Origin of the sequence: Exiguobacterium sp. 17-1 (assembly GCF_023096305.1) — a bacterium.
GTDB lineage: Bacteria > Bacillota > Bacilli > Exiguobacteriales > Exiguobacteriaceae > Exiguobacterium_A > Exiguobacterium_A sibiricum_A.
On sequence record NZ_JALIGJ010000002.1, the window covers coordinates 389986 to 405691 of the forward strand.

Annotated in this window: 21 protein-coding genes and 1 pseudogene; 6 read left to right on the forward strand and 16 right to left on the reverse strand. The window is 43.1% G+C overall.

Translation table 11 applies throughout. The features are described 5' to 3' along the window. Window positions 1-2: 2 nt before the first annotated feature. From MUN34_RS07780 to MUN34_RS07795, 4 genes are all read right to left on the reverse strand, one after another. Complete coding sequence (locus MUN34_RS07780; protein WP_247857421.1) at window positions 3-239, reverse strand: hypothetical protein; 237 nt, start codon at window positions 237-239, stop codon at window positions 3-5. A gap of 70 nt (window positions 240-309) precedes the next feature. Beyond that, complete coding sequence (locus tag MUN34_RS07785) at window positions 310-1032, reverse strand: DUF2750 domain-containing protein (RefSeq protein WP_247857422.1); 723 nt, start codon at window positions 1030-1032, stop codon at window positions 310-312. Window positions 1033-1185: 153 nt separating this feature from the next. Beyond that, complete coding sequence (locus tag MUN34_RS07790) at window positions 1186-1767, reverse strand: hypothetical protein (protein ID WP_247857424.1); 582 nt, start codon at window positions 1765-1767, stop codon at window positions 1186-1188. Between the two features lie 59 nt (window positions 1768-1826). Next, window positions 1827-2396, reverse strand: a complete 570-nt coding sequence (locus MUN34_RS07795) for a suppressor of fused domain protein (RefSeq protein WP_247857426.1) — start codon at window positions 2394-2396, stop codon at window positions 1827-1829. Between the two features lie 205 nt (window positions 2397-2601). Here MUN34_RS07795 and MUN34_RS07800 point away from each other — a divergent pair, with 205 nt between their 5' ends. After that, the gene (locus MUN34_RS07800; protein WP_247857428.1) at window positions 2602-3129 is read left to right on the forward strand and encodes a hypothetical protein; all 528 of its coding nucleotides are present in this window, start codon (window positions 2602-2604) and stop codon (window positions 3127-3129) included. Between the two features lie 62 nt (window positions 3130-3191). Here the strand turns inward: MUN34_RS07800 and MUN34_RS07805 are convergent, their stop codons facing one another. From MUN34_RS07805 to MUN34_RS07825, 5 genes are read right to left on the reverse strand one after another with little or no spacing between them, the layout of a single operon-like run. Further along, window positions 3192-3779, reverse strand: a complete 588-nt coding sequence (locus MUN34_RS07805; protein ID WP_247857430.1) for a hypothetical protein — start codon at window positions 3777-3779, stop codon at window positions 3192-3194. A gap of 13 nt (window positions 3780-3792) precedes the next feature. Next, window positions 3793-4662, reverse strand: coding sequence for an SMI1/KNR4 family protein (locus MUN34_RS07810; RefSeq protein WP_247857432.1), 870 nt, complete (start codon window positions 4660-4662; stop codon window positions 3793-3795). Window positions 4663-4688: 26 nt separating this feature from the next. Then, window positions 4689-4964, reverse strand: a complete 276-nt coding sequence (locus tag MUN34_RS07815) for a hypothetical protein (protein WP_247857434.1) — start codon at window positions 4962-4964, stop codon at window positions 4689-4691. A gap of 46 nt (window positions 4965-5010) precedes the next feature. Continuing rightward, window positions 5011-5331: a hypothetical protein gene (locus MUN34_RS07820; protein WP_247857436.1), complete on the reverse strand. Its 321-nt coding sequence runs from the start codon at window positions 5329-5331 to the stop codon at window positions 5011-5013. Window positions 5332-5379: 48 nt separating this feature from the next. Next, window positions 5380-6063, reverse strand: coding sequence for a hypothetical protein (locus tag MUN34_RS07825; protein WP_247857437.1), 684 nt, complete (start codon window positions 6061-6063; stop codon window positions 5380-5382). Between the two features lie 138 nt (window positions 6064-6201). On the opposite strand from MUN34_RS07825, the gene MUN34_RS07830 reads away from it, so the two are divergent. Further along, window positions 6202-6423, forward strand: coding sequence for a hypothetical protein (locus MUN34_RS07830; RefSeq protein ID WP_247857439.1), 222 nt, complete (start codon window positions 6202-6204; stop codon window positions 6421-6423). A 217-nt stretch (window positions 6424-6640) separates the two neighbouring features. Here MUN34_RS07830 and MUN34_RS07835 read toward each other — a convergent pair. Then, window positions 6641-7535, reverse strand: a pseudogene (locus MUN34_RS07835) (RNA-guided endonuclease TnpB family protein); the annotation flags it as partial. 359 nt (window positions 7536-7894) lie between these two features. Between MUN34_RS07835 and MUN34_RS07840 the strand changes: the two are divergent. Next, window positions 7895-8650, forward strand: coding sequence for a geobacillin-26 family protein (locus MUN34_RS07840; RefSeq protein ID WP_247857441.1), 756 nt, complete (start codon window positions 7895-7897; stop codon window positions 8648-8650). 733 nt (window positions 8651-9383) lie between these two features. On the opposite strand, the gene MUN34_RS07845 is transcribed toward MUN34_RS07840, so the two are convergent. The 4 genes from MUN34_RS07845 to MUN34_RS07860 form a co-directional block, all read right to left on the reverse strand. After that, window positions 9384-9650 (reverse strand): hypothetical protein, encoded by a 267-nt coding sequence (locus MUN34_RS07845; RefSeq protein ID WP_114596040.1) that lies wholly within the window; start codon window positions 9648-9650, stop codon window positions 9384-9386. Between the two features lie 21 nt (window positions 9651-9671). Further along, window positions 9672-10088 (reverse strand): hypothetical protein, encoded by a 417-nt coding sequence (locus MUN34_RS07850; RefSeq protein WP_247857443.1) that lies wholly within the window; start codon window positions 10086-10088, stop codon window positions 9672-9674. Between the two features lie 74 nt (window positions 10089-10162). After that, a complete protein-coding gene (locus MUN34_RS07855; protein ID WP_247857445.1) occupies window positions 10163-11119 on the reverse strand; it encodes an SMI1/KNR4 family protein in 957 nt (318 codons plus the stop codon). Between the two features lie 15 nt (window positions 11120-11134). Further along, window positions 11135-12082, reverse strand: coding sequence for an SMI1/KNR4 family protein (locus MUN34_RS07860; RefSeq protein ID WP_247857447.1), 948 nt, complete (start codon window positions 12080-12082; stop codon window positions 11135-11137). A 171-nt stretch (window positions 12083-12253) separates the two neighbouring features. Between MUN34_RS07860 and MUN34_RS07865 the strand changes: the two genes are divergently transcribed. Together MUN34_RS07865 and MUN34_RS07870 are read left to right on the forward strand one after the other, a co-directional pair. After that, complete coding sequence (locus MUN34_RS07865; protein WP_247857448.1) at window positions 12254-13159, forward strand: EamA family transporter; 906 nt, start codon at window positions 12254-12256, stop codon at window positions 13157-13159. Between the two features lie 15 nt (window positions 13160-13174). Next, window positions 13175-13639 (forward strand): hypothetical protein, encoded by a 465-nt coding sequence (locus MUN34_RS07870; protein WP_026828582.1) that lies wholly within the window; start codon window positions 13175-13177, stop codon window positions 13637-13639. Window positions 13640-13721: 82 nt separating this feature from the next. On the opposite strand, the gene MUN34_RS07875 is transcribed toward MUN34_RS07870, so the two are convergent. Both MUN34_RS07875 and MUN34_RS07880 read right to left on the reverse strand, forming a co-directional pair. Then, window positions 13722-14198: a glutathione peroxidase gene (locus tag MUN34_RS07875; RefSeq protein ID WP_131502815.1), complete on the reverse strand. Its 477-nt coding sequence runs from the start codon at window positions 14196-14198 to the stop codon at window positions 13722-13724. Between the two features lie 74 nt (window positions 14199-14272). After that, a complete protein-coding gene (locus MUN34_RS07880; RefSeq protein ID WP_026828584.1) occupies window positions 14273-14491 on the reverse strand; it encodes a hypothetical protein in 219 nt (72 codons plus the stop codon). Window positions 14492-14722: 231 nt separating this feature from the next. Here MUN34_RS07880 and MUN34_RS07885 point away from each other — a divergent pair, with 231 nt between their 5' ends. Further along, a complete protein-coding gene (locus tag MUN34_RS07885) occupies window positions 14723-15691 on the forward strand; it encodes a DUF2268 domain-containing putative Zn-dependent protease (protein ID WP_247857449.1) in 969 nt (322 codons plus the stop codon). Window positions 15692-15706: the final 15 nt, after the last annotated feature.

Consider the following 15706-nt stretch of genomic DNA (forward strand, 5'->3'; position numbering starts at 1 on the left):
TTTTACCATGACGTACTGATCCCGTACAGCAGAAGAAAGCCGCCGACAACACAAAGATAGCCGTACTGTTTGACGGATAAGGAACACAGGATAAACATCAAGACCGATCCAATGATTGAATCGGTTCCGTTAGCCGCGTCCAAAAAAGGTGTCTCATCCGGGTGTTTGGACCGGACACATTTCAGACCCAGTGCAAATAAAACAAGTACGACTCCGCTTCCGATGAATGATAAGACCATGTTTCCCCCCGATTCGTTAACTTGTCATTTCAACTACGTCTTGTTTGGAAAAGTGGTGCTTACTCTGTCGTCAGCCTTCGAGTTCCTCGAGAACGTTCTCCGGATCTAGCTCGAGCCCCTGTAAACCGGCATCCCAGTTCAGTCCGCAATACAAACCGTCCTGAATCATGTTCGGCAACCAGCCGTCTGTAAAGACATCGAGATCGAGACGAACCAGATGATACTTCTCCCATCCGTTTGTCTGGCAGGCACGCGCTCCTTCTTCCGTCGAGAAGAACAATAACACATCCGATTCATCTTGGTTCGACGGACAATAGGCCCAACCCGACTGCCTTAGTTTCGATAATCCGTAGACAGATCCTGTCTCGAGTACGGTTTCAAAAAATTCATCCGCTTGCATGGCACTCTCTAAAAGCTGTTGCTCTTGTTCCAAAAAGGTTACGAGCGTCGGGGCGACCGGGAACAACTCCTGTTCTTCGTGATCCCACAGGACGATCTTTTCTGCGTCCGGCAAGAGATAGCCGAGTTCATCCCCGGAACCGTCCGCGGCAATCCGGAAAAAACCACTCGGATAGTCTTCTACATCCATCGAGTTGACATGGACGATATCCTCCCATGTCCGCTTGATATACTGTTCGTCCTTGATCGGATGGAATTGCCACTCACCGGCTTCAAACTTGTTTTCCTTTTTAAAGTACGCCCGCAACTCGGACGGCAGCGAAAACCTGAGTTCAGCCTCGACTTCCTGCAACCGTTCTTCTGTAATGCCTGGTAATCCGATCTGGTGTTCCATTTTCACTACTCCTTTATGTATAATTTCGTTTCTTTCATTTTCATATATTCAAGCGGACTTTCAAATTTGTATCTGTAGCCGATTAATCAGCTAACAATTTCCTTCAGTTCTTTTCTCTCCAAATCTTTTGTGAATCATGGCGCCTTTCTGCATCTATCTCTTTCGCACTTGCCGATACAGCGGAATGATCCGTTCCCTCGGTCCGATGACATCCACACCTTCTCCATCCGGTCCGACTGAGACGACAGCGTACGAGACATCGATTCCCGGAAAGTCTTCTGTGGCTGATAATACATCTGTTCCGTCCGTGATCACGGAATAGAGATAATTTTTCTGACCGTGACATCCGCATGCGTGCAGGAATGGAATCATTTCTCGCAACATTTTTTCCTGATGAACGATGAGCCGTATGCTGATGTCATGCGAAGCTTCTCTTCCATCAACGATCTCTGTTCCGTTATTGCTTGACGTCTGATACGGTATGTCGAAGGATTCGAGAACCTCAATTGTTTCATTGATCGAAAAATCAAATACATCAAAGACCATGCAGATCGGGAATGCATTCGTTTGTCCAAGTAACCACATCGCATCCTCGCTGGCAACTTCTTCGGTTGATTGGTTGATCGCGAATCCCCACTCAAAATAAATATTGAGATGTTCATACTTTTGAAAACGCTCATCCTTCGGTATATTGACTTCTAGATGATGAACCTGTTTGTAGTGATCGACGAACATGTTGCTTTCTTCCTCTCTACAGCAACGTATGATTGCTTTTCGTTCTATGAATATGATCCTCAAATCAATGGCTGACGTGTTAAGTCAAGTAGTTCATCCTCTGTTGCATCAATGATTTCGTCGAAAGCATCCATGCCCTGTTGCTCGAGATAGTCCGCTTCCGATTCGAAAATCGGAACAAACCAGACCGGCAAAACGTGTTCCGGCTCATCAAAACTGGCATCCCCATGATGGATGAAAAAACTCTCGTCAAAATAAAATGGTGCCGTCACGTATACCCCTGCAAAGCCGTATTGTCCGAACACTGTCTTAGGCATGCTGTAAAATTCGCCCAATTCAAATGCCTGTCCAGTTTCCAAAGCATGCGTCGTCAGACGCCATAGTAATTCGATGACATCTTCCTCTGCTTCCTGCTGTCTAACCGACATCATCAGTTCCTGATGATAAAATCGCTCCTCTTCAAACTGGAGCGGTCGCCACAGTAAGCCGATTGTTGTCGCCGTATACGCATTATCGATGGGGGCGTTCTCAAACTTAAGGAATCGAATGTTTTCTTCCATCATATCTTCTAGTTCTAAACTTCCTTTAATGTCACCACAGTGTTTTTCCAAATGCTCAATATAATTCATATGTCTTCCCGTTTTCTTTCTTCGCCGACCAAACAAGTCGTAAAAGAAATTCCATTTATATTTCATATTATATAATCAGATAACATTATTGGGAATTTTTATTTTTAATTGTTAACCCCTGTTTTTTTCATTTTGATTTAGGTGCTTTTTCCAAATTATTGGTATAATTATTGTGATGTTAAACGAACGTGAAAGGAACGTTGACATGAAAAAATTGTTATTTGGTTCACTCATTGCCGCTACTGCACTAGCTGGTTGTGGTTCAGACATATCAACAGAAGTAAAAGCTTCTTCTTATGATGGAACATACTTAAAAATCGGTGTGATTGGAGAACAGCCTGATCTGCAAGAGAAAAATGTAAAGTTTTCAACACTCTCATTTGAAGAACTAGAGGACACGAACCGGATTTCCTCAAAGTTTGATGCGGTGTTCATCACAAAAGATAACTTAAAACAGGCAGATGAAGAGAAGTACGTGAAGGTGTACCGGAAGCTCGATGTTCCGACCTTCTTCTTAGAGACAACAAAGGGATTTCTCCCCTTCGTGTTTGAAGATTTAACGTATGCCAAGGCGAGCGAAGTGAATGATGCCTATGTATCCGGTTATCTGCAAGAGAAAAAGGATAGCTATCGCTACTGGGGATATGGACTCAATAACAATCAAAAGAACGATAAAAATGTCAAAGATGTCTACTCACGAATCTTCGAGACGATTGCAGAAGTGAAAGAATAACGAAAGGAGTGCCAACCGGGTCTGTTTCCATCCCCCGTTTGCACTCCTTTTACCATATCCGCTCATTCAACGTCCTCGATTTCAATCGTCTCGTGTTGATACGGATGATTTGAAAAATTGGAAATAAAGTCAAATCCATTGCCATCATGATTCACCCATAGGAAGAAACAATTCCGCTCATCATCCGAGAAGTTCAACATGAACTTTTTAAAATAAAAGTCATTTTTTGTCTCATCGATTTTAACCGTCTTCTCGCTTGAAAACAGTATACTCTCGTTATTGTATGCATCTTGATAGGCTTTAGGAAAGTGATGAAGAAATGCTTCTTCTGAAGTGATGGTCAATCGATGATAGATATTTCCCCGGTCAAATCTTTTACTGCTGTCAGTGTCGTGTGAAATATTGATCTTGCCCGAACCACTCATACTATGGACGTACAAAGGATAGTGGTCCAATTCCAGTAAAAATTCTCGAATTTTCTTACTGTAAAGAGCCATGCCATCCTGCCACGACTCTTCCAACAGCTGATCCATATCGACATCTGCGTATTCTTCATCATCCTCATGACAGTGAAAACGAACTTTTCCTTTGTCCTCGGACGTAAAGATAAAAGCAGTTTCTTCACCGACCAATATATTGTCCAATCCCATTATCCTAACTCCTTCATTCGTCCTCTGCGAAGTCAATTCGTACGCCGACGATTTGCCGCGAGACATCATATTGTATGTCAACGTCATACAGCCCGTCTCCAAAACCTGACGTTGAGACGGCACCAAATGAGACGATACCGGCCTGATCGTCGGCAGAAACAACTGTCTCAAACTCCATCGCTTGATTCTGACGATAAGCTGTCCAATCAAAAATGCCGGCCAATGCCGAGTCCACGCCGAGTGGTTGTTCCTGCCGGTGCCATTTGCCGCTCCGCTTTTTGTCCCCTTCAAAAGCAAGCAATTGCTTAACCCATTCGTCTTCCGTGTAAATGATAGCTGCGGTCCAACTGCCTGATTTCACATTCGACAAAATCAGCTGTAAATCGGTGTCTTCTTCTAGTCCGTAATAAGGATCCGTCACGATTAGCTCGTTGCCTTCTACCATGAAACGACCAATTCGGTAGGTCTGATTCGTTTTTCGTTTCGGGACATGCCAGTCGACGAACTGTTCCAAAGAAGACGACGGATATTTTGCAATTCCCGTCTTTTCACTCCATTTAAAGACGAGTTCCTGCAGAAAACGTTTTCGAATCCGGTAACACAGCTTGTCACCCGTTAGATTTTCACCGATACAAATCAAGTCATCGGGCAAGCCAGCCGGACGCTTCTCATTGTGACGAACGAGATCGATCGAAACTGTTCGTTTGGTTGGTACAGGATAAAGGCTCCATTCACCAAACTGTGCACCGTTCGTCTGTAAGAAAAGGTCTTTGTATTCATCTGGAAACAAAACACCTAATGCTCGTTCCGCTTTTTTCAGGTCAACGGCTGATACCCCGGGCATCTTTGAATCGGGATGGAGGCGTTTAATGAGTTTGCTCACGATATCATCGCTCCTGTCCATGTTGTTTAGACGGCGTAAGGCAACCAAATAATTAATACAAGTGACAGCACCGTTTTAGAAAATTGTTTTTTCTCCAGAAACCATGGCAGTAACACCAGCCCGACTAGCGTCATGGCAAGCAACACCAGTCCTAGATTAAAGTAATGCGCTCCCGCTGCTAACGGAATACTCATAATCCGAAAATCTGCATTCGGAAAATAACCGAGTCGGGTAAAAAGTATATTTCCAAATACGCCGCCTACCATCAGCAGGATGGAGATGATCAACATTTTTTTCTTCAATATGAACAGCCCCTTTTTAACATCTATGTATGATTTCTATCATATGTCATCCTAAAATCGTTCCGAACATCACCACGACCAAAGCCAGCGTCAGTGACCAGACAATTGTTCTCCTATGGTTCCCTTCAATTCGTACATACCAGAGCGGAAAGATATTCATGACTAAAAAACTAAATGACCGATACAGCTTTTCCTCTGCAGCATCCCATCCAAGCAGTGCGGTCGCACTCACCAGAACCAATAACAAGACGGTCAAACTGACGCTGATTGTCCAGACACGACTGCCCGGTTGCAACCGATTAAACAGAAAGGCCACGACCGTTCCGATACAGGTAGCTATACACAGATAATACAAAACGTGCTCCACTCTCATTCCTCCATATCTAATTTCATCCTTCTTTTACGTGTACCAGGATTAATCGGTTTCGTCATCCAGTAGCCAGTCCTCATTGATTTGCGAAATGACGGTCCCTTTCGGAAGCCGGGTCACCAGGTGTTCAATTGGTATATAGTTTTCATCGTTTGACAGCAGGTAAAATCCATTGCCATCATGGGCAATCTTAAAACAGGTCATGTTTGCATGGATGGTCAAAACACAAATCGGGCGAATCAGTTTCAATCTCCACCATTTCGTCTCCCCCAACTTAAATGACAGATTGTCTGAGTACGAAATCGTGTAAAACAGATTTTCTGATGCCAGCCAGTAGGTTTTGTTCAGGACAAGACGCAGTTCTTCCGCATTTTGAACGGTAATCGTATAACACGGATGGTATTCCTTAAAACGGACTTTCATCTCTCCGCTTCGAAACTGTGTATCTAAATCCAATACGACATACGAAAGATTGTTTTGCTTGAAGAACGCGTCATGTTCTTCATGTAACTCGTACTCATCCACAAAACTGACATAGAGTGGAAACACCTGTTGATGAATTAAGAAGTCGAGTAAAAAGTCTTTGTTTTCATCTGCTCCGTCTTTTTCAATTCGGCTTACATCAATAAGATAAGCTGTCGTCAACTCTCCACCCATTTCAAATGGGTATCCTAAGTTCATCGCATCCTTTTCGATAATCTTTTCTTCCATAATCATGATTTCTGCCATATTGCTCTTTTCACCCCATCATCGTATCGTTCTGTTCTTTTAAGCATAACGAACCTTGCCTTGGCTTTCTATTTTTTAATATTCGGTCTACTTTTTGATATACTAACAGAAGAACGTATATCGGAAAGGATGGCGTATATGTGGAAACCCGTGTTGTTTTTTTCTGTTTGGCTCAGCATGACTATGCCGCTTCTGTTGATTGCTGTCTTTACAATCTTCCAACCATTCCTCGCTTTTGATGAGAGCGGCATCATCCTGCTTGGTATCCTCTTAATTATCACAATCGGAAATGTCTATCTCGCATCTCGTGTTTGGACACGGATTGAAAAGAAGCTGTATCAACGTAAGCATTTTATGTGAAAAACGCAGATCCTCTTGTTCACCGAAGAACAGAGGATCTGTTTTTTTTGTTAACTTTACCTCACGCAAGGGAGCCGGCAGGATACTTAATGCGTGTCGTTGCCCCGCTCGCCATGTCTTTGATGTCAAAGAACCCGTTTTGAAGCTCGTTTTCGCCGAGGACGATGACTTCCGGAATGTGTTTCCGGTTGGCCCGTTCCATTGATCCGCTTTGATATTTGTATTCTAACTGCCAGACGAATTCATACCAACTGACATCTCCAATCGATTTGGCGATCTTATGGTTCTTCATCATATTCTTCGATTTAAGTGTCTCGACGACGAGGACTTGGTTATCGTCAACCATCCGTTTCGACAGCTTACGAAGAAAATCTTGACGTTGATTTGCAATCTTTTCATGCTTCTTGGCGAGGATGATCCTCACCTTCTCTCGGTTCTTACTCCCGATCTTCTTGCGGGACAAGGCGCGTTGCGCCTTCTTTATCTTCTCTTCGGACTTTCGAAGAAAACAAAGATTGTCAACTTTCTCAGAAACACGCTCATCATTTGTCATGATGGCGAAGTGCTCCAAACCAAGGTCGATTCCTACTTTATTTTGGGCTGGGACCCATTGCGCTTCGGCTTGATCGACAAGGATGGAGATGAAAAATTTCCGCGTCTTCGTCATCGAGACCGTCGCGGACTTGATCACACCATCAAACGGACGATGTTGCTTCAACTTCACAAAACCGATTTTAGGAAGTTTCACCTTACCATCTTCGATGCGGATGCTCCCCTTTAGATTGTTGGTTGTGTAAGAGGCCCGGTCGTTGTGCTTCGATTTGAATTTCGGAAACCCGACAGACTGATCCCGAAAAAAGTTGGTATACGCCTTGTTTAAGTCCATCTGAGCGTTCGCAAGAGAAAGACTGTCGACTTCTTTTAGGAAAGGGAATTCGGGCTTGTACTTTGCTGGTGTCGGGAGCTTCTGCTTCGCGTCAGGATTGAGCTTCGAATCTTCATACAATCGGATCCATCTTATTGTAGACGAAACGGACACCGCCGAACGTCTTCACAAAATATTCTTGTTGGGGTTTCGTCGGATAGAGTCGAAACTTGTACGCCTTCAGCAACGCAATCACACCTTTCCTTTTGATTCGTCATACTCATTTTATCGAACGATTGGAGTCTTGCAAAGTCAGGCGATTCATCTCCCACCTACGCCGGATTTCACCCTGATTTCCTAGAAAAACCTGCTTTTTTTCACTCCTCCTTACAAATAAAAATCACCATTTTCACGAGATTTACTACTTTCATAATGAGTTACCCTTTTTAGAATATAGAAAATAAATTTCATCCATTCGATGCCACTCTCAAAATTCTTAAAGTACATCAATCGATTTCATCTTACAAAACAGTAAGTGTAATTTCTAAGACTTAAGTGTTATAAATATATCTGAATTAAAAATATTCTATAAAGGATTGATATGCTATGAAAATAAGTTCTAAAATTTTAATTTTACCTATGTCTGCATCAATTTTATTAACACCATTTTCTAACTCAGTAAATGCTGAAGAATCAACGATTAGTCAACAAGAGAATGATACAGAAATACTTAAAGCAATGTCTGACTTCGAAATTCAAAACTCCGATTTTAAAATAATTAAAAGTAATCCTTTGGAGAACGTTATTCAAGTTACTGAAGATGATATTACTTCGATAATTTCATTCGATAAAATAAATCAGATAATGACTATCGAATCACAAAGTTATTCCACTAAAGTTATAGATTTTAACTCGACTGATACAAGTAATGACTTTTCAGATGAGAATTTTTTAATGAAGTCAGCTTCCGTTTCTAAAACTTCAGAAAATACATTTAGTAACTATGAATATACAATTACTCACAGCAAGCCAGAAAAATGGAACATTCGCATGCCTAAGGGCGATTCACTGTTAAGCAAGAATTCAAAAAGCGTTACATATAAATCCTCTACCAAAGGGAATTTAAATAGTTTTAAATCACAAGTGGATAAAATCAATTCACTCGAATTAAATATTATTGGTGGTGCTTCAGTTTCAGTTTTAATGTCAGGTTTAGCTGTCGTTTTATCAATTCCAACTGCAGGTGGTGCGACGGCTACAGCTGCATTTGCTGCCGCAGGAATATATGGTAATACCGTTAAGCAGTTACTTTCACTTATGAACGCGATGAAAAATGCTAAAATTTATTATATGCGTGCATAGAATTAGGGAGATGACAAAATGAATATGCTTATATTTATATTAATGACCGTTATTACATTAGTAATTATCAGTACAGGAATATTCCTCTTAAAATTTTCCAATACTAAAAATAAATCAACACGAACATCAGGATATATTTTAACTAGTGTTGGTATTGTTGGTTTTCTCGTTTTCATTTTAGCAACTCTCTAATAATGTTTTTGTCCGAGCATTATTGATAACTAGCAACTAACATATTTTCAAATCTTTCTGATAGAATTAAATCTTAATTGACTCTATATAATTTAGACATTCCATCTAAATTATATAGATTTTTTGTATTAAAAAACCATTTCCAAAATGCAATCAATTTAAGCCTTCTTTACAAATAGAAGTAGATTATCAATATTTTTCAGTTATTTTGATAATGTGTCTTATCACATTTCTATGTGAAGCCTTGATTTTTGAGAGAATGTCCATTAAAAATAAGTCCAACGATATCCTCTAACTGGACATCATTGGACTTATTTTTAATGGATTGCTTATTGGATTTATTTTAGTTGATTTTACAATTATTTCTTCTTTTGTTCATACCCCATCACCCAGCCATGCAAGATCATGACGAGTCCGACAAGTGTCAGAACAGTCTTCAAAAATGGTCGACAAGAAACGCATGGATACGATACCCGCTACTCTCAGCATCAATAAACCCGAAAAGTTTTTAACCATTGACTTCATTCCTCCAAAATCACATTTACTCTGCTGATTTTTCAGCTTCTAGTGCTGCTCGTTTTTGTGCTTCCTGTTTGAAGTCCTCATTCCACCAACCGCCAATCAGGAACGTACATCCCACAATCAATGCGATAACCGGGAAGTAGATCAAATGATATTCTTCGAGTGCCTCTCCATCAAACTTGGGTGACAGTTCGATATAAGCACTATACATTTGAACGATTAAGAATAAGAAAAAGCTGACAATCAATGACCATATTCCATAGCGGTAACTTGGATTCTTCCACATTTTTATTCCTCCTGGATTGAATTAGTTTAATCTGATTTCTTTATCGCCACCTGCGCTTTCACCTTTATCGTCACGAACGATATAGTCAATGTCATACACACCCGCTGGAATGACACCGGCTTTGACTTTTCTCTTCAGCGTCACCGTTTTATGCGGTTGCACTTCTTTCGACAACCGTTTCGGCTCCACCTCTTCGTACGAGTCATAGACGACTTTTTGCGAATCGTGCTTTCGGACCTTGACGTTGAGCAGATGACCGGCACGGGAGTCGACTTTCACCGGATAATCGCCGGTATTGGTCAGTTTGTATTCAAATACAAACCCGTCTTTGACACTTCCTGTGTACCCCGTTTCGATCGTCTGACTACTCGGTTTCATATCGAGGGACATGCATCCGGCTAAACTGAATAACATTGGGATAATCAGTAGTTTTTTCATTTCCATTTCTCCTTTTCGCATGCGTTTCAAAAGAGTTGAAGAAATGAAGGTGCTCTTTGAACGTAACGCTTTGCTTATTTCCAACCCGGTAATGGACGCGGCAACTGGTCCGCAAAGGCCCGGTAGCCGTCATAACTGAGCCCTTGTTTTTGCGGGCTTTCATTTATAATTAATGAGTCGCCTGTTTCTTCTTCATTTTCCCAAAATCGAGATTCTGTCTGAAAGACATTAATTAATGAATAATGAAATTGTCGACCAGACAGCCGGTTACGGACATCCTCAATTAGCTTATTAAAACGGGATCCGCCTTCATGACGCGACATCAACCGTTCTTTACCAGACTTTCCTTCGTAGATCGAGACAGTATATTCGTAATCTGAATCAGTTTTTGAAATCGGATATTCGATTTCGACCCGGACGGAATCGACAAATTTGATCGGCATTGGGGGTTTAACGGTCGCTTCCGGAGTCTCTTCGTCGACGAAATAATTATCCTTTTCAATGCTGAAGTCTTTAAATTCCCAAAACACGTCCCCTTGGGCAATGATCGAATACTCAAGAAACGTGCCGAAGTTTTGGCCGATTGGATCGGCCTCCTCGGTTGATAACTCATGGAACACCCAATACATATAGGGTGTATCCTCCGTTTTCGCAAACTCCCGGTTAATCAACAGGTACCCTTCATTGATTTCCCCAATCACCCAGTAATGGTCGAAGTCTTCATGAATCAATTCATATTCAATCGCTTCATTCGTCGCTTCAATCACCTGGTCCAGTGAATGCAAGACCAGCCCAAGACCATCATCGAGAATAAACAGATTCGCTCCATCATGCAGTTCGAGGAACGTTTGGTATTCGCTCGGTAATTTTTGATTGAATTCAGCTTCGAATGCCGCAAGCGATGCCCACGTCACCGGTTCCGGGAGATTAAATTTCGCTTGACCGATTTCATTGTACTTCCGTTGAATGAACGTTGATCCATGACTGATTTTCTGCTGAAGCCCGCCGAGTACTGCTGCGATTTGATTCATATCATTCTCTCCCTGTCATGCTTTTTCCCAGCCCGGTAACGGACGTGGTAAGTCGTTCACAAATGCTTGGTACCCGTCATACTGCATGATTTGGGTTTGTGGATGTTCGACGCGTTTCGCAATCTGTTCACCATATGCATCTTCGTTTTCCCAAAGCGGTGCTTCTTTTTGAAAAACGACGATTTCAGAATAGTAGTATCCTGGTTCATCCAAAGTACCCGCTAGATAACGTTGGATTTGTTTAAAATTATCGAAACCGTTTGATTCCGACCGTAACTGGGCTTTTCCATTTTCATATGTATAGAAAGAAACAATAAAACCTCCCCGGCGGTAAATCGGATACTCGATTTCGATCCGGACCCGTTCCTCAGATGCAATCGGTACACCAGCCTGCTCGTGCTCGGTTTCGTCTTCGACATAGTAGTCGTCTTCCCGGACATCGAAAATGTTAAATTCCCAATACATGTCGCCCTGGGCGATGATCGACCGTTCAAGAAACGTCCCGAAGTTTTGACCGATGGCGTCGGTGTCTTCCGTTGACCCTTCATGATACTTCCAGTACATGTAGGGTGTATCTTCCGTTTTTGCATGATCCGTATGAATCAGAAGGTACCCTTCGTTCACCTCACCGATGATCCAGTAATGATCATAGTCTTCATCAATCAGACCGTCTTCCTTAGCTTCGATCGTCTTTTCGATCACTTCCTCGAGCGGATACAAGACCAGTCCCTCGTCACCTAACATAAACAGTTTCGCTCCGTCATGGAGTTCGAGAAAAGTCTGGTATTCGCTCGGTAACGGTTGCTTGAACGCGGTTTCGAATGCTTGAAGTGTTTCCGGTTTGACCGGTTTCGGCAAATGGAACGTGGCGTGACCGATTGAATTGTAACTGCGTTGAATAAACGTCGATCCCTGGCTGATTTTTTGTTTGAGTCCATCAAGGACAACTGCGATTTGATTCATTGGATCCACCCTCTTACTTCTCTATGTATGAGCCGTTTTGCCTCATCTTCCTTTAGTCTACCATTTTAACAATAATTTAGGTGGTCTGAACTTCCTGTTTCTGTGGTATTCTTTTTCTAATCAAAAATGATCATTAAACAGCATCTATGTCTATTAATCCGGAGGTAAATCATGCAAAAACAGTCTTCGATGCTGCTGATTTTACTGGCGGCAATGCTTTGGGGTACGACCGGCACGTCGCAAGCCTTTGCGCCGGAAACGGTCCATCCGATTGCTATCGGCGCAGTCCGCTTAGCGGTCGGCGGCTTATTTTTACTCAGTCTCGCCTTATTGACCGGAAAGCTGACGCTGAAAGACTGGCCGCTGCCAACGATTTTTCTTGCTGCTGCCAGCATGGCCGCCTATCAACCGTTGTTCTTTTCCGCCGTCCTCATGACCGGTGTCGCCGTCGGAACCGTCGTCGCGATCGGCAGTGCGCCGATTTTTTCCGGATTGATTGAATGGATTTTCTTAAAAAATCGACCGGGCACGATTTGGTGGCTGTCGACATTGCTTTCCATTGCCGGTTGTTTACTGTTAGTCATGAATCTGGCATCCGTTTCAGTCGATCCGTTCGGGATCGTGCTCGCACTCGGTGCCGGAATGTCCTTTGCCATCTACACGTTTGTCAGCCGGGACTTAGTGAAAACACACCCTCCGCTATCCGTCGTCGCGGTCGTGTTTACACTCAGCGCTCTCTTGTTATCGCCTCTGTTGTTCCTGTTTGATCTGTCGTGGGTCTTCAGTCTGCGCGGTGCCGGCATCAGTCTGCATCTTGGCATTTTCGCAACCGGGCTTGCCTACTTGTTGTTTGCACGAGGTCTTGCGCACGTCTCGTCGTCAACAGCCGTCACGCTGTCGCTCGGTGAACCGTTGACCGCTGCCTTGCTCGGCGTGTTTGTCCTCGGGGAGACGTTAAGTCTGTTGTCGTGGGGAGGCATTTTACTTCTATTCTGCGGTATCGGTCTGCTCATCTGGTCGTCGCGTTCGACACGTCAGCCGGACATCGTCGAACTCGCCAAGGAAAAACACTCTTAAAGGAGGGCATCAGTCATGCATATCACATTCGAGAAACTGACGTACCGGGAAGACTATCAAATTGCGCTTGATCACTTTATAATCGATCGGGCCAATGGCAATCGATTAACGTTTTACTTCCGCGGTCATACGGACGAAACCATGATTATCAGCGGTGATTACGCCTGCAATTATTTTGAACTGTCGTTTGAAGCAGACAGCGTCCTGCTTCGATCGTCGGATTTGCATGAACTGGATGACGGGGTGGAGTTTAATACGGTTCCGCTCGTCCTGTATAAGGACTCGGCACTCCTGACTTTTGCGACGGCCTGGATGGGGCTGAAGCGGGACCCGTCGCGAGACTGGACGCATTACGCCATTCGAGCCTTCGAACAGGACTTTCATATCCTGTCCCCGCGTCCGCCCGTTTTTACGGACCTCGGTCATAAGATGAGTGACTATATCGTTAAACAGACGTTCGATCCGCCAACGAATATTTGATAAAAAAAAACCTACCTCGCCAAAGGTAGGGTGATGCGACTCGTCTCGCCCGACGGCTTGCGCCGGACGGGACGTGGTTTAATTATACATAGCGCGCCAGTGTTTTTTCAATCGTCTGAATCGAATCGACCGGCGCAAAGCGTTTGACGACCCGTCCTTCGCGATCGACAAGAAACTTCGTGAAGTTCCACTTGATGTTCGACGACAGCAGACCACCCTGTTGCTGCTTTAAATACGTATACAACCGGTGTTCTGCCGGGCCGTTGACGTCAATCTTCTGAAACATCGGAAACGTCACACCGTAATTCCGCTGGCAAAACTGCATCGTTTCTTGCTGATCGGCAAATTCCTGATTGTTGAACTGGTCACACGGAAATCCAAGGACCTTGACGCCTTGATCGGCATACTTGTCGTACAACCGTTGCAAATCCCCAAACTGACCGACAAGTCCGCATTTACTGGCTGTATTGACGATGAGAAGTACCTCTCCGGCGTAATCCTGCAAGGAAATGGTCTGTCCGGTTGCGTCTTTCACCTCGATCTCATAGAGCGATGGCATCCCGTCGCACCCCCTTTTCTGTCAGTATACGCCGCTGAAAAAGCTCCGTCTTTTTTGAACACGCAACCAGTTGCTTACCAGATGGATTCTTCCCGGCCACTCAGCTTAATGACAAACGGCATGATCAATAGAAAAAACAGGCTGACGTATCCGAGTGACAGGTAATGTTGCGTATCTTTTGAAAGATACTGCTTCTTGCCGCAGTTCGGGCAGTCTTTGCCATGGTTTGCAAAGCCGACAGCCAGTACGTCCTTCGTTTTCCACTTGTAGTCGCAATTCGTACACCGTACCATTTCATCATCCCCTTTGAATTCTTTTACCTGTTTGTTCCAGTAAAGGTTTCACGATTATGATGATTTGTTGAGAAACGTCAATCAACGAAACATACTTCATCCTTAGTCTTACCTTAAACTCTTTTATCATATCCTGCTAATCATAAAAATTACAAATTTTGTATTTTCAAATTATGAATGGTAAAATTAATCCATCCTGTAATAGAAATACAAGAGATGGAGGTCATCCCGTTGGAAAAAGTAATTGCTCCTTTGGTTTGCATCCCGTTCCTGCTGTTAGCATCCTGCACAGACGAAACGGAAAAAACAGTGACGCACTCTGAAAGTAAAGAATTTAAACCGGAAACTGTGAAAATCAACAAGGATAGTGAATTAAACATCGTGCCGCTTTATACGCCCTATCAAAACTATCTGAAGGCATCCCTTAAAGAAAATGATCCGGAAACGGATAAAAAAAACTATGCGAAATCTGTCCTCGGCTACATAGATGAGATCGGAAAGAAAGAAAACTTTGATACAACCAGTTTAAAAGGCTACATCATGTTGCAATCAACTGTTTACGAGCAAGAACTGGTGGATCGGACAAATGAATTGATGAAACACCATGACGAAATCAAAGATATCATCATAAAAAACTATACCGCTGCAAATAAGGTACTTCCTAAAAAGAAAAGTACGATTTTCATCGTACCTACCAACTCGGAAGATGGGTCCATGAGTGAATCCATGAAGGGAGTATTTGCCGGAGCATATAAAGACACGTTCATTTTGTATCTCGATACAAACTTTGATAAGGATGTACTTGCGTATACAGTCGCGCATGAATACCATCATTTGATTCTTCACGATACCGCCGAATTTAAAATGAATGCGGTTCTTGATTCAATCATCACTGAGGGTAAGGCAGATGCCTTTGCCGATCGTGTCGTCAAGGGTGTTTCACCGCCGTGGAACGTACCGATGGATGACAAGACCAAGAAACATGTCGCCAGTCTGATTGAAAGCGGTGAAGCTACTTATGAAGAAGTTGTAGGCGGTAATCACCAAAAGGATATTCCCCAATGGAGTAACTATATCTTAGGACGGGATATCATGGATCACTACTTTAAAACGAATCCTGACCGTTCCATATCGGAATGGACAGTTGCAGATCAACAGGATATTTTAAAGGGCTACAAGTACCAAGATATTCTGGAATGATACATACATGCCGAA

What these genes read in the sequence shown, in the direction of transcription:
- MUN34_RS07780 (WP_247857421.1), bottom strand. Translation starts at nt 239, where the DNA reads ATGGTCTTATCATTCATCGGAAGCGGAGTCGTACTTGTTTTATTTGCA.
- MUN34_RS07785 (WP_247857422.1), bottom strand. Translation starts at nt 1,032, where the DNA reads ATGGAACACCAGATCGGATTACCAGGCATTACAGAAGAACGGTTGCAG.
- MUN34_RS07790 (WP_247857424.1), bottom strand. Translation starts at nt 1,767, where the DNA reads ATGTTCGTCGATCACTACAAACAGGTTCATCATCTAGAAGTCAATATA.
- MUN34_RS07795 (WP_247857426.1), bottom strand. Translation starts at nt 2,396, where the DNA reads ATGAATTATATTGAGCATTTGGAAAAACACTGTGGTGACATTAAAGGA.
- MUN34_RS07800 (WP_247857428.1), top strand. Translation starts at nt 2,602, where the DNA reads ATGAAAAAATTGTTATTTGGTTCACTCATTGCCGCTACTGCACTAGCT.
- MUN34_RS07805 (WP_247857430.1), bottom strand. Translation starts at nt 3,779, where the DNA reads ATGGGATTGGACAATATATTGGTCGGTGAAGAAACTGCTTTTATCTTT.
- MUN34_RS07825 (WP_247857437.1), bottom strand. Translation starts at nt 6,063, where the DNA reads ATGGCAGAAATCATGATTATGGAAGAAAAGATTATCGAAAAGGATGCG.
- MUN34_RS07830 (WP_247857439.1), top strand. Translation starts at nt 6,202, where the DNA reads ATGTGGAAACCCGTGTTGTTTTTTTCTGTTTGGCTCAGCATGACTATG.
- MUN34_RS07840 (WP_247857441.1), top strand. Translation starts at nt 7,895, where the DNA reads ATGAAAATAAGTTCTAAAATTTTAATTTTACCTATGTCTGCATCAATT.
- MUN34_RS07845 (WP_114596040.1), bottom strand. Translation starts at nt 9,650, where the DNA reads ATGTGGAAGAATCCAAGTTACCGCTATGGAATATGGTCATTGATTGTC.
- MUN34_RS07850 (WP_247857443.1), bottom strand. Translation starts at nt 10,088, where the DNA reads ATGAAAAAACTACTGATTATCCCAATGTTATTCAGTTTAGCCGGATGC.
- MUN34_RS07855 (WP_247857445.1), bottom strand. Translation starts at nt 11,119, where the DNA reads ATGAATCAAATCGCAGCAGTACTCGGCGGGCTTCAGCAGAAAATCAGT.
- MUN34_RS07860 (WP_247857447.1), bottom strand. Translation starts at nt 12,082, where the DNA reads ATGAATCAAATCGCAGTTGTCCTTGATGGACTCAAACAAAAAATCAGC.
- MUN34_RS07865 (WP_247857448.1), top strand. Translation starts at nt 12,254, where the DNA reads ATGCAAAAACAGTCTTCGATGCTGCTGATTTTACTGGCGGCAATGCTT.
- MUN34_RS07870 (WP_026828582.1), top strand. Translation starts at nt 13,175, where the DNA reads ATGCATATCACATTCGAGAAACTGACGTACCGGGAAGACTATCAAATT.
- MUN34_RS07875 (WP_131502815.1), bottom strand. Translation starts at nt 14,198, where the DNA reads ATGCCATCGCTCTATGAGATCGAGGTGAAAGACGCAACCGGACAGACC.
- MUN34_RS07880 (WP_026828584.1), bottom strand. Translation starts at nt 14,491, where the DNA reads ATGGTACGGTGTACGAATTGCGACTACAAGTGGAAAACGAAGGACGTA.